The 12615-nt window shown below is 63.0% G+C and carries 12 protein-coding genes; 7 read left to right on the top strand and 5 right to left on the bottom strand.

Annotation, left to right across the window (positions count from 1 at the left end):
- The first annotated feature begins 4 nt into the window (after positions 1 to 4).
- Complete coding sequence (locus AB6N07_RS10360; protein WP_370677722.1) at positions 5 to 643, top strand: DsbA family protein; 639 nt, start codon at positions 5 to 7, stop codon at positions 641 to 643.
- A 79-nt stretch (positions 644 to 722) separates the two neighbouring features.
- On the opposite strand, the gene AB6N07_RS10355 is transcribed toward AB6N07_RS10360, so the two are convergent.
- A complete protein-coding gene (locus tag AB6N07_RS10355) occupies positions 723 to 1349 on the bottom strand; it encodes a TetR/AcrR family transcriptional regulator (RefSeq protein WP_370677721.1) in 627 nt (208 codons plus the stop codon).
- Between the two features lie 175 nt (positions 1350 to 1524).
- Here AB6N07_RS10355 and AB6N07_RS10350 point away from each other — a divergent pair, with 175 nt between their 5' ends.
- Positions 1525 to 2478, top strand: coding sequence for an NAD(P)H-dependent flavin oxidoreductase (locus tag AB6N07_RS10350; protein WP_370677720.1), 954 nt, complete (start codon positions 1525 to 1527; stop codon positions 2476 to 2478).
- A gap of 37 nt (positions 2479 to 2515) precedes the next feature.
- On the top strand, positions 2516 to 2833 hold the full coding sequence (locus tag AB6N07_RS10345; RefSeq protein WP_370677719.1) for an NIPSNAP family protein: 318 nt from the start codon (positions 2516 to 2518) through the stop codon (positions 2831 to 2833).
- A 90-nt stretch (positions 2834 to 2923) separates the two neighbouring features.
- Here AB6N07_RS10345 and AB6N07_RS10340 read toward each other — a convergent pair whose 3' ends face one another.
- Entirely contained in the window at positions 2924 to 4603 is a 1680-nt protein-coding gene (locus AB6N07_RS10340; RefSeq protein ID WP_370677718.1) for a methyl-accepting chemotaxis protein, read from the bottom strand.
- A gap of 467 nt (positions 4604 to 5070) precedes the next feature.
- Here AB6N07_RS10340 and AB6N07_RS10335 point away from each other — a divergent pair, with 467 nt between their 5' ends.
- From AB6N07_RS10335 to AB6N07_RS10325, 3 genes are all read left to right on the top strand, one after another.
- On the top strand, positions 5071 to 6738 hold the full coding sequence (locus AB6N07_RS10335) for a methyl-accepting chemotaxis protein (RefSeq protein ID WP_370677717.1): 1668 nt from the start codon (positions 5071 to 5073) through the stop codon (positions 6736 to 6738).
- Positions 6739 to 6805: 67 nt separating this feature from the next.
- Entirely contained in the window at positions 6806 to 7144 is a 339-nt protein-coding gene (locus AB6N07_RS10330) for an ankyrin repeat domain-containing protein (RefSeq protein ID WP_370677716.1), read from the top strand.
- 50 nt (positions 7145 to 7194) lie between these two features.
- On the top strand, positions 7195 to 7338 hold the full coding sequence (locus AB6N07_RS10325; protein WP_370677715.1) for a hypothetical protein: 144 nt from the start codon (positions 7195 to 7197) through the stop codon (positions 7336 to 7338).
- Between the two features lie 630 nt (positions 7339 to 7968).
- On the opposite strand, the gene AB6N07_RS10320 is transcribed toward AB6N07_RS10325, so the two are convergent.
- Both AB6N07_RS10320 and AB6N07_RS10315 read right to left on the bottom strand, forming a co-directional pair.
- Complete coding sequence (locus AB6N07_RS10320) at positions 7969 to 8649, bottom strand: hypothetical protein (protein WP_370677714.1); 681 nt, start codon at positions 8647 to 8649, stop codon at positions 7969 to 7971.
- Between the two features lie 764 nt (positions 8650 to 9413).
- On the bottom strand, positions 9414 to 10634 hold the full coding sequence (locus AB6N07_RS10315) for an MFS transporter (RefSeq protein WP_370677713.1): 1221 nt from the start codon (positions 10632 to 10634) through the stop codon (positions 9414 to 9416).
- 100 nt (positions 10635 to 10734) lie between these two features.
- Here AB6N07_RS10315 and AB6N07_RS10310 point away from each other — a divergent pair, with 100 nt between their 5' ends.
- Entirely contained in the window at positions 10735 to 11616 is an 882-nt protein-coding gene (locus AB6N07_RS10310) for a LysR substrate-binding domain-containing protein (protein ID WP_370677712.1), read from the top strand.
- Positions 11617 to 11649: 33 nt separating this feature from the next.
- Here the strand turns inward: AB6N07_RS10310 and AB6N07_RS10305 are convergent, their stop codons facing one another.
- Positions 11650 to 12603, bottom strand: coding sequence for an AraC family transcriptional regulator (locus AB6N07_RS10305; RefSeq protein WP_370677711.1), 954 nt, complete (start codon positions 12601 to 12603; stop codon positions 11650 to 11652).
- Positions 12604 to 12615 lie beyond the last annotated feature (12 nt).

Below are 12615 nucleotides of genomic sequence, written 5' to 3'. Positions count from 1 at the left end.
TCCCATGCAACGACGCACATTCCTTGCCGGCGCCACGGCGACACTGGCCGCCGTCCTCGGCATCGGATCTAGTCCGGCCCTCGCCGCGAAAGTGAGCCTTGACGACGTTCTCCACGATCCCGCCACCCCCGAAGGCGGCAATCCCAAGGGGGACCTCACCATCGTCGCCTTCGCCGACTACAACTGCCCGTTCTGCAAGAAGGCCGAGCCGGACCTTGATCGCGCCGTCCGCGAGGATGGCAACATCCGCCTCGTCTACAAGGATTGGCCGATCCTGACGCAGGCGTCGGTCTACGGCGCCCGCCTGGCGTTGGCGGCCCATTACCAGGGCGCCTACGAGCGCGCCCACCACGCGTTGATGACCATGCCTGGCCGCGCCGTGTCGCACGACGATATGCAGCAAGCCATCGCGGCGGCCGGCGTCGACATGCCGCGCCTAAACGCCGATCTGGAAGCCAAGAAGAGTGACATCACCGCTCTCTTGGCCCGCAACATGGATCAGGCCGATGCGCTCGGCCTTCAGGGCACGCCGACTTACCTGATCGGGCCGCTGATCACCTCGACGCTGGATTACGACGGCTTCCGCGCGGCGATCGCCGAAGCCCGCCAACGGCAAGCCTCATCGTCGGGAAACGGCAAATGAGATTTGCCGCGCCCCTCGGAGCCCGACGCGCTGAGGGGCGGCCGATGGCAGTGGGTTCGTCCGTCGGCGCCGGCACGGGCTACTCTACCGCGTAGGCGGCGAGAAAGACGTCGACGCCGGTGGTCACAGCGTGCCGGCGTTCGGCGTCCGACAGGGCCGCCTCGTCGCCCAGCATCGCCCTCAGCTGCAAATCGCCGCGCACCAGACCGATGAAGTGCTTGGCGGCGTCGCGACTGTCGCAACTGCGCAGGAGGCCGGCCGACATGGCCGTCTCGAACAGCGCCGCCAGCCGGCCGTTCAGCCGATCGGGCCCATTGTCGTAGAACAGCTTGCCAAGATCGGGAAACCGCCGGGCCTCGGCGCTGACCATCCGGTTGGACGCCACCGTGTCGGGCGACAGCAGCAGATCGAGCACGGCAAAGCCCAAATGCTCGAGCTTCTTGCGCAAATCCTCGGCGCCGACGCTCCCCGATAGTACGATCGACGAGAAGCGATCGGCGGCCAGTGCCCAGATCACCGCCGCGAACAGCTCATCGCGGCTGCCATAGTGGGAATAGAGCGTCGCCTTGCTGACGCCCGCCTCCTGGGCGATCGCCTCCATCGACGTTTCGGAAACGCCGTGGCTGAGAAAAAGCCGGCGCGCCGCCTCGAAGATGCGCTCCACCGTGCGCGCGCCCCTCGTCCGCACCCTGTCCACGCCCGCCATGCCCACCTCATCTCGCGTTCGTTATTGAACGTGATCGTTCAGTTGTTGACCTTCCATAGCTATACTCCTAGCTTCCTCGCAGACAAAACAAAACGATCCCGTTCGGTATTAAATTCGATACGGACCCGGCAAGGGGCATTGTCGGCGCCACCGGCGGCGCGGGCAGGAGAGCATCATGGGCAACATTATCTGCGACACGCTCGGCATCCGCTATCCGATCCTGCAAGGGCCGATGGCCTGGGCCTCCGACAGCCGGCTGGCCGCCGCCGTCTCGAACGCCGGCGGCCTCGGCATCATGGGCCTGGGCTTTTGCCCGCCCGCCGTCGTGGAGGCCGAAATCCGCGCCGTGAGGGCGCTCACCGCCGCGCCTTTCGGCATGAACATCATCACCTGCCTGCCCGACGCCGACAAGCTGATGGACATCGCGCTGCGCGAGCAGGTCAAGGTGATCGAGATCGAAACCTTCCCCGATTTCTTCCACACGCTGCCCCTGTATGTCGAAGCGCTGAAGCGCCACGGCGTTACCACCATCGGCAAGGTGGCGACGGTGTCGGAAGCGAAAATCTATCAAGAAGCCGGCGTCGACTTCCTGTCGGTCAAAGGCTGCGACGGCGGTGGGCATATCTTCGGCTTCACCGGCACCTTCTCGCTGATCCCGCAGGTGGTCGACGCGGTGTCCGTCCCGGTGATCAATTCCAGCGGCGTCGCCGATGGGCGCGGCGTCGCCGCCTCCTTCATGCTCGGCGCGCTCGGCGTCGAGGTCGGCAGCGCCTTCCTGGTGGCCGAGGAATGCCCCATTCATGCCAACTACAAGATCGCCATCGTCGCCGCCTCGGAGGGCGACACCGTCCTCACCGGCGTTGCCGCTGGCGACGGCGTGCGCGGCATCCGCAACGGCCTGACCGATACGATGCTGCGCATCGAGCGCGAGCTGCCGGAGGCCGAGGCGTCGGCGCGCATTCGCCAGATGGGCAGCGGTTCTCTTCGCAAGGCGGCCATCGACGGCGACACCGTGAACGGCAGCCTCGTCGTCGGCCAGAATCTCGGACTGCTGAGGACCATCGTGCCGGCCGGCACCATCATGGGCGATCTGATCGCCGGCTACCTGAAGATCGCCGCCCTGACCTGACGGTATTTTCCCCGAAACCTCTCACAGGAACACCATCATGAAGACATTTCAGCTCCGCATCTACACCCTGAAATCGGCCCAGGCCGCCGAGGCCTATCGCGCCATCTGGATCAAGCACATCGAAAGCCTCAAGGCATTCGGCATCACCACCCACGGCGTCTTTACCGTTCCCGACGCCCCCACGAAAGTCATCGCGCTCGTCAACTACCCGCAGGGTTCCGACCCAGCGATCGAAAGCGACCGTTACATGACCAGCGACCTGTTCAAGGCCGACATGGTGGGTTTTGATTTTTCCAACTTCGTGTCGGTCGAAACGACGTTGCTCGCTCCCGAGCCATGCTCGCCGCTGATCTGATCGGCACACGAGTACGAGCATTGACCCAGATATGAAAATGGCCCGGCGCATGGCCGGGCCAAATGATGATCTTAGGCGTTTCGGCGTCGATCAGGCGGCGCGCAGCGATTCCACGAACTGCTGGACTTCCGTCTGCAGGCTGGAGGCCTGTGTCGTCAGCTCGTCCGACAGCCGCATCAGCTCGACCGATGAGGCACCGGTCACCTCGGCGGCGCTGCTGACGCCAGAGATGTTGGCCGTGACATCGGTGGTGCCGGTCGCGGCGCGCTGGGTGTTCTGGGCGATTTCCGATGTGGCAACGCCCTGCTGCTCGACCGCCGACGCGATGGCTTGCGAGGCCTGCTGGATCGCCACGATGGTCTTGGTGATCTGCGACATCGATTCCACCGTGGTATGCGTGGCCACCTGAATCTCGCCGACCTTGCGGCCGATCTCCTCGGTGGCCTTGGCGGTCTGGTCGGCCAGTTGCTTCACCTCGGCGGCAACAACAGCGAAGCCCTTGCCCGCCTCCCCGGCGCGGGCCGCCTCGATGGTGGCATTGAGCGCCAGCAGGTTGGTCTGGGCGGCGATGTTGGAAATCAGGTCGACCACCTCGCCGATCTGGTTGGCAGCGGTCGCCAGGCTCTGGATGTTGTCCGCGCTCTGGCCCGCCGCGGTGGCCGCCTCCTGCGAGATGCGGTTGGAGTTGCTGACCTGGCCGGAAATTTCCCGGATGGAGGCCGACAATTCCTCGGTGCCGGCGGCGACGGTCTGCACGTTGGACGCCGCTTCCTCGGCCGCGCCGGCAACCGCCTGCGCCTGACGCGAGGTCTCCTCGGCGGTCGCCGACAGGTTGCGCGCCGCGTCGGCGATGGTGTTCGACGAACGGCCGAACGTCGTGGCGAGGGCCTCCATGCGGCCGACAAAGCGCTCGGCGAGGGTGGCGCGAGCGCGGATCGAAGCTTCGGCCTTTTCCCGGGCGGCTTCCTGCTGCGTGCGCATCTCGGCGGCACGGGCCAGTTCGTCGCGGAAGGCGCTCAGCGCCGCGCTCATGGCGCCGATCTCGTCGGCGCGATCGGCATAGGCGATCTTGACGGTGTAATTGCCCGCCTGCATGTCGCGCATGACATCGATGCTCTCGCGGATCGGCGCGGCGACGCGCCGGTTGAGCAGGAATGCCGAGGCAAGACCGATCAGAAGGCTGAGGAAGATCGAGGTAAAGGTCGCGAACGTGATGGTGCTCTGGGCCGTGCTCATGGCGGCGGCGCGGCTGTCGAGCAACGAGGCCTCGGCGGACTTGAATTCGGAAATGATGCTACGGATCTTGTCGAAGTTCTTCTTGCCCAGACCTTGGCGCTCGATGTCGCGCGCCGCCTCCTGCGTTTCGGGCTTGGCCATCAGCGCGATGGCCTTGTGCGACACGTCGGTCTGCCACGCCTGAACCTCATCGGAAAGGTCGGAAAGGCGCTTCTGCTGGCTCGCATTGTCGCTGGTGAGCTTCTTGGCCAAATCGAACGAGGCTTTGAAATCCGCCTCGCCGGCCTTGAGCGGCTCCAGGTTCCCCTCGTTGCCCGTCACTAGGTAGCCGCGCATGCCGGTCTCCTGATTGACCAGCGTGGCAAGGGTACTGTCAGCGGTTTGCATGACCTCGTAGGTATGGACCGTCCAGTCCACATTCTGCTTCAGGGTCTGGTTGGCCAATTGGACAAATAAACCGCTGCCGAGACCGCCAGCGATGACGACGCCAAATGCTAGCATCAACTGGCCACGAATCTGAAGACGAAACGCCATAAGCCCCTCCTGAGCGAACCAGATCAGGTTCGCACCCCTTCGGCGTCAACGGCGATGTCCGTTGGCACCTGCCCCGCCAACAGATCGGTTTTGTGCACCTTAATCGGTACAAGTCCCAAGCTTGGCCAGTTAGGGTTAACAATAAACAATTGATGCAAAATTAACGCTACGCACTATTAACATCAGCAATCTTTGGTGGTATATTTACTGAGCGCAACTACATCTAGAGCACATGCAAAAGTGGCTATATGTGCAACCCCAAGCAACCACCGCATGATGCCCCTCCCCACACCTTGAAATCCAAAAGGCAGAACAGCGGATCCGTCACCGCCCGATATCGGCAAGTATGGCCGGCGTAACCGAAAATTATATGCCTTCGGCAATAGTACCCCTTCAACACGATACGCTTGGAAACAGCGCTATTTTCAAGGCGGGTAGATCACCGCGATCAAGCCGGGGTTTCAGACATGCTGTCGATCAAGTTCCAGTTGAGATCTCTGCTCGTAGTCTTCACCACCCTTCTGCTCGTTCTATCGCTGGGAACCTGGTATAGCCTGACGTGGATCAGGACGCTTCAGGACGAGGGCGCGACCCTCTCCCTCCACGCCAACGAAGCAGCCGACGCCAGCGCCGTCGGTGCCCGTCTCTACCGCATCATCGCCGATACCGAGATCAACCGCGATCTCGATGTCAGCCGGCGCGACTGGGCCAAGGCCATCGAGTCCGAACGCGGCGTTATCAAGAACCTCAAAACCTGGATCGCAGATCCCGATCAGGCGGCGGCGCTGACCGCCGGCGAGAAGGCCCTCGACCAGTTGGCCTCCATATTCGAAACCGAGATGCTGCCCAAGCTCGACAAGTCCGCGGAGATGACCCAGGACGTTCGCGATCTCGACGGCAAGATCGATGACGTGGTCACCGAAATCGCCACGAATTTTGCCACCCTCAGAACGCTGGCCGAGAAGCAGGCGAAACTGGTCGATCAATCCTTCGACGCCATCACCGCCACTTTCCAGACGGTGACGATCTCCCTCCTGCTGGTGGCCTTCGTTGCCATCTTGATCTTCAGCTTCAAGATTGAACGGAGCGTTTCCAGCGGCGTCCGGACCATCTCTGGCTCGCTTCAGGCCATCGCGCGCGGCGAACTTACCACATCCGGCGACAGCGCCACCCGGCGCGACGAATTCGGCCAGATGGCCACCGAGCTCAGTGTCGTCCGGCGCAACCTTCTGGAAGCCGATCAGCTGCGCAACGACATGTCCAACCGGCAGGCGGTGGAGCGCGAACGCCTGGAGCGGACCGCCGCCCTCACCCGCGATTTCGCCGCCCGCATCGAGGCGCTATCCGACGGCTTCGGCAAATCATCCGGCGAGATGGCCAACAGCGCCCGCGACTTGTCGGCCACCGCCGAGGAAACCGCCATGCAAGCCCAGCAGGTGGCCGGCGCCGCCGAGGAAGCCTCGACCAACGTGCAGACCGTGGCAGCCGGCGCCGAGGAGCTGTCGGCCTCCATCCAGGAAATCTCCAAGCAGGTGTCGCATTCCTCGCAGATCGCCCGTGACGCCGCCGCCGAAGCCGAGACCTCGGCCAAGAACGTCGAGGCCCTGTCGGTCTCCGCCCAGGAGATCGGCGAGGTGGTGACGCTGATCAACAATATCGCCGCGCAGACCAACCTGCTGGCGCTGAACGCCACCATCGAGGCGGCCCGCGCCGGCGAGATGGGCAAGGGCTTTGCCGTCGTCGCCGCCGAGGTCAAGCAGCTCGCCGAGCAGACCGCCAAGGCCACCGGCGAGATCGGCCGCAAGATCGCCGAGGTTCAGTCGGCGACCAACCTCGCCGTCGAGTCCATCTCACGCATCGTCCAGACCATCGACACCATCCAGCACACCTCCGAGGCGATCGCCGGCGCCGTCGAGGAACAGGGCGCCGCCACCGACGAAATCGCCCAGAACACCCAGCGTGCCGCCTCCGGCACCTCCGACGTGACCAACACCATCACCGGCGTCGGCGCCGCCGCCGAACTCACCGGCACCGCCGCCACCCAGCTGATGACCCTCTCCGAGCAGCTCGACACCCAGTCGCGCGACCTCCGGCATCAGGTGCAGGACTTCGTGAAGGAACTGAGCGCGGCGTGAGGGAGCGTCACAATCCTTGAGGACGGGTGCTTCTGGGTTTCGAACTCTGCCAAATGCGTGGTTACCCATGACGCTTACGAAAGCTGAGACCCAGGAACTCCAAGGCAAATACGCCTATCTGACAAACTATGAGGCCGAAGAAGCAGACGCTCCAATCAACCCTCTCACCTATGTGGATTCCAACGGTGACACGTTGCTCCACATCGCAGCTCAGAGAGGAGATATTCGAACGCTAGAGCTTCTGTTGGAAGCCGGTGTCGACGCGAATAAAGCGGGCGACATGGGCAATACCGCCTTGCACTACGCACAAACGGAATATGTTGCCCGCATCCTGCTAAGCCACGGGGCGTCGGCTGACGCATGCAATGAGTTCGGCAAGACACCCTCCTTGAGTGCAGGTAGATAATCGCTCAGGTGCAAGATTTTCCGAAGGAAGTCGCCGCAGGCGAGAGGGCGATGACCTTCACCAGCGTCATGGCCTGGACCGCCCTGGGCGCATCCGTCGGCAGGCTCATGGGCTCGCCCCGCGCCGTTCGCATATTCAATCACGCCATGGCCGGCCTGCTCGTCGTCTCGCTTGTACCGATACTGTGGGAGTGAGGCGACGGGGGGCCGTGTGAACGCGGGAATGGTTCAGGCAGGGGGTCAGGGAGAAAGCGTACAGAGCCCTGCCCTGCGCGCTTCGCGGCAACAATGGGCCGTAAGCGGACAGTCTGGTTTCAGGACGACGGGCCAGATAACGGACCCGTGGGATCGGGCCCATTTCGTCAAAAGCAGCCGTCACTAACTGTTGGATTGTTGCCGCAATCTTAAGATGCTCGCTCGGCCGCAGCGTCTTACCCTTGATGGTCTCATCGGGGTAGTCATAATAAAGGATGACCGTGTCGACGCCTATGGACTTCATCCTGCTCATAAATCGATCCGTTAGCGGGTTTGAAAGGTCAACGGCCTTGTGCTGACCAGTCGATTTGCAATACCCATTCCGCAAAAGCGAGCCCGGGTATTAGAGCTCCAGTCCAAACGAGAGCGGCTAAGAGGAATTTTCTCACGAAGAACCTTCTCCAAATACCTTTCGTTTGTTGAACGGCCCCATTAGAGCATCGTCCGACCGGAGTGAAACGAGGATCGATAAGATGATGCTTCCAAACCAAGAACTTAGAGCGCCGATCTGATTCAATCAGATCGAATAGCGTTCTAAGCTTGCCGCCTATCTCAGCCATTCGCGCGACGTCAGACCTTAGTCAGCAAAAGACCATAGAAAAGGCCCTTTCCGGTGGCGGTCAGACCGGAGTCACTTTCAATCGAGCCGCCGAAGGCCGCCGTCAACGCTTTGAAGACCAGGCCCTTGACGTCCGCCGAAGCACCCTTGTTAAGCTGCACGGAATAGGTCACGTCGGCCCTGATGGCTTGCTGTGTTTGATAAGCCAGCGACCGACGGGAATATTCTCGAACGATGTTTTGGCATGCCGGGCCGAGCTGCGATCGAACGGCTTCAAGGTCGTCCAACGCCAGTTGCTCAACCGTAACGTTGCTCAGTTTTACCGTGATCGAACGGATGTAGGTGAGCTTGGCACCGAGCCCCAGCTTAGCCAGGGTCGAGACGTCCAGTTGGAACGAGCCGGTTAGCTTGCCCGAAGCCTCCGATGTGGCGGCATGGTCGATGATGGCTGGTGGGGCATGGGTAAAATCCGGCCTGCATAGATAAGTCAGCTTCAGCGGCGGCGTCAGGCCATTGCCTTTCGCTGACGTTACCAGGGAGCCCGGCCCATAGGCAGTGGAAGGAAGTGCCAGTGAATCGTAACCAAGGGAGTTGATTGTATCGTTGAGGCTTGCTGCCGATTCTTGCTTGGAGTTGTTTGTGCAAGCTGCAAGCAGCAAAGCACACTGAAGCAGTACAGCAAATTTCCTCATGACGAAAACCCCCGTGCGCTCGACTAGCCGTCGCTGCTTATTTGGTAGTCCGCATTAAAAAGAATTCTGGCTCAAGGCACTATTTCACCGACAGTGTGCACTTCAACTCGTGGGCGAGTCAACAGTAGGAAAGCACGTTATTTTAAATTTCTTCTCAAATCTGAGCGCTGTGAGTTCGGAAAGAACTTCGCTTGGAGACGCAGGCCTTAGGCATCATTGAAGACGGTCAAGCAGAAGAGAAAATGACTGGATCGTTTCAAAAGGTTTTTCACTGGGGTCGACGGCAAACTCTACACGCTGCGATAAGCCCCGACCCGAGTGTCGCTATTGGCAGGCGGCTCAACCCATTGCCGCAGCCCGCGACGTGGTGCACCCGTTGGTAGCGTGAATGTCGTGAAGCACGTTGTCCGTCAGCCGGTGAGGGCAAGGGACTTATCAAAACGTGAAAAGGCACCCAGTATGACGTCCATCAAGTCTTGCGGATTGGCCACTAGGCAAGAATGCGGGCGGGCACGACTTGAAGCTTCAGCCAAAGAACACGTTGGGATTCAGTCTCCGCGATATAGGTCGGTTGGACGCACCGAACAAAGCAGCACAGCGAGAAGGTCTGTTGCCCACGGAAGCCGCCCACCCCATGGCGCAGCCTCGACCTCTAACGCAGTCGTTGGAGAAGTCTGCTTTCGGGCAAGCGCAAGATTGAGCTCTACGACCAAAACGCGGCGCAAAGCTGACGTAATCCACCCCCCTCTTCCAACCCCGCTTCCTCATCCCACCGTCGCCGGCTTAGCCTCGCGCAGCAGGAAGACCATGAGGCCGGCGCCGACGGCGAGGCCGAGCGAGATCAGCCACACGCCCTCGTATCGCACGGTCAGGTCGAAGATGTAGCCGCCGGAATAGGCGCCCGCCGCCGCGCCCAGCGAGTGGCCGGCCGAGATCAGGCCCATGGCAAGGCCCATGGTGCGCAGGCCGATGTGGCTGGCGACGAGGCTGGCGGTCACCGGAACGGTGGCATAGTCGACGGCGCCGAACAGCATCGCGAACACCACCAGCATGTCGTAGCTGGCGCCGACCTTCATCAGAACGAGGAAGGTCAGCCCGCGCAGGATGTAGATCGAGCCGAGCAGCACCACCCGGTTCATGCGGTCGGTCAGCCAGCCGGCGCCGATCATGCCCAGGAGGTTGACCGCCGACAGCACGCCATAGGCCGCCGCGCTCGGCACCGGCCCGAAGCCGCAGAAGGCGGCGTAGGGCAGGAAATGCGTCTCGATCACGCCGGCCGTCGTGTAGCCGCACAAAAGGAAGCTCCAGAACAGCACGTGGAACGCCGGCGTCCTGAGGATCGCCAGGAGATCGTCTCTAAGCGAGGGGACCGGCAGATCGGCGGATGCCTGTTGCCGGGGCGGCTCCTTCGTCGAGAGCGCCCACCACAGGAGCGGGATGAGCATGAGGCAGGCAAGCCCGATGGCAAGAAAGCTCCACCGCCAGCTGAAGGCCGTCAGCACCGCCGCGATCAGCGGCACGATGAGGAATTGCCCGCCCGTTGAGCCGGAGGTGGCGATGCCGGTTGCCAGCCCCCGGTTCGCCTGGAACTGCCGGGCGATGGCCGTCGACACTACATGCGTCGCCACGATGCCGAAGCCGAGCGCCGACACTCCGCTGAAGGCCAGAACGAAGATGGCGGCATGACTGGTGGCCGAGACGACCAGGCAGCCGGACCCGACCAGCGCAAGGCCGAGCGTCAGCGTCGACCGCACGCCGTGCCGGTCGACCAGCCGGCCGGCGAACGGCGCCACCGCCGCCATCACCAGCAGCGCCACCGCCGCCGCCCCCGAGACGAAGCTGCGCGACCAGCCAAGCTCCTGCGACCAGATCGGCATGATCAGGCCAAGCGTTGCCCGCGCCGAGAAGGCGAGCGCCAGCGCCAGGAAGCCGAAGGCGACAACCGCCCATTGCCTGGGGGATGTAGATGATGGCCGCGTGTCCATGACGTGTCTCCGACTGTGGTCATGAGACACTTCCGCCAACGGGCCGCCTTCGACAAACGATGGTTTCATCGAGCAAGTTTACCTGTGCTAAACATGCTCGATGACGATCCCGCTGTTCCTCCTCGAAACTTTCGTCGCCGTGGCCCGATCGGGCCGCATGCGCGATGCCGCCCAATCCCTGTCGCTGACGCCGGGGGCGATCAGCCAACGGGTGCGGGAACTGGAGGACATGACGGGGCAGCGGCTGTTCGTCAGAACGGCCAAGGGCGTGAGCCTGACCGAGGCGGGGCAAGCGCTGTTCACCGCGCTCGACGAGCCCTTCCGCCGCATCGACGAAGCGCGGCGCGGGTTGAGCCAGCCGTCGGCGCATCGTGTCCGGGTCAGCGCCATGGCGTCGTTTGCCGTCAGCTGGCTGGTGCCGCGCCTGCCGCGCTTTTCGGCGCTTCATCCCCATATCGATATCGAACTGGAAACCGATAGCCGCGTCATCGACCTGAAGCGCGAGCCGGTGGACGTGGCGATCCGCCACGGCCTAGGCGACTATCCCGGCCTCGTCTCGGTGCCGCTGATTGCGCCCGAGCTGATCGTCGTCGCCAGCCCGCGCCTTCTGAACGACCGCGCGACTATTAAGACACCCGCCGATTGCCTGGCCTTCCCGCTGCTGCACGACCTTGAGCGGGCGGACTGGCGGCTGTGGTTCGCGGCGCATGGCGTGACGATCCCGGCGCAGCTCCCCGGCTCGGCCTTCTCCGAAGATCATCTGATGGTGCGGGCGGCCGTGGCCGGGCAAGGGCTGGCCCTGGTGCGCGACACCTATGCCGACGACGACCTGCGCGCCGGGCGTCTCATCCGGGCGCTGTCGATCCAGTGGCCGACCGCCTTCGCCTATTACGCCGTGAGCCGGCCGGAGGCCTTGCAGCGGCCCGCCGTGGCGCACTTTCGCGATTGGCTGGTTGAGGAAGCCGGCGCAGCACAAGGTTAGTCCAGCGGCGGATTGCCGCGCTTCTCTGGTCTTTCAGGACGAATTCCGCTGGCTTTCCCGGAAGGCCGCCGGCGGCACGCCATAGGCGCGGGCGAAGGCCCGGTTGAAGGCTGCCTCGGATGAATATCCCGCCGCCTCGGCGACAGAGCCGATCGACGGACTGCCCTGCTTCAGCCGTTCCCGGGCGAGAAACAGACGCCAGTCGCGAATATAGGAGATCGGTCCGGTCCCCAGCATCGTCGTAAAGCGTTCCGAAATCACACTCCGCGAAGCGCCTGCCCCGTCGATCAGAGCCCCGAGGCTCCAGGGCTTTCCGGGATCGTCATGGATGAGTTTCAGGCATCTTCCCAGGATCGGATCCCGGATCGCCGCGAGCCAGCCGATCTCACGGGTTGACTCCGCGCTGAGCTGCCGGCGCAGAACTTCGAGCAAGGCGATTTCGGTCAAGCGTTCCAGGATCGCCGTTCCCCCGCCCCTGGGCATGTCCACTTCGCGCACGATCTGTAAAACGACGCCCGACAGCCAATCTTCGTTCGCGGCTGTGGAAACGTGGATGAATTCCGGCAGCGCCTGGCGGAAGGGCAGAAAGTGCACCGCTTCGCAACGGACGTAGCCGCAGAGGATGCGAACCAGGCGATCGGCATTTCCAAAGCGCAGCATGGGGGTTTCGGGCCACGGCATCGGTGGCAGCGCGCCACCGGGATCGAACACCTGCCCGCCGCTGCCCGCGCCGAGGGTATGCGGCGTGCCGAAGGGGAAGGCCGCGATGTCGCCCTCGCGCAGTGTCGTTCGCCGGCCGCCGAACTCAAGCCAGCAGGTGCCGGTGGCCAGAATGTGAAACCCGATGCCGTCCTTCGGCCTGGACGCGACCGGTGTCGCGTCGGTCTCCCAATCCCCCGACGGCATGTAGCAATACTGCATGGCCTCGGTGATCCGAACGCGCCGCAGCACCTCCCCCAGAAGCGATTGAAAATTCGATTGCTCCACCTTTCGGCATCC

The sequence above is a fragment of the Pleomorphomonas sp. PLEO genome (assembly GCF_041320595.1).
GTDB lineage: Bacteria > Pseudomonadota > Alphaproteobacteria > Rhizobiales > Pleomorphomonadaceae > Pleomorphomonas.
The sequence above is the reverse complement of the archived record's forward strand: the minus strand, read 5'-3'. Positions and strand labels throughout refer to the sequence as shown.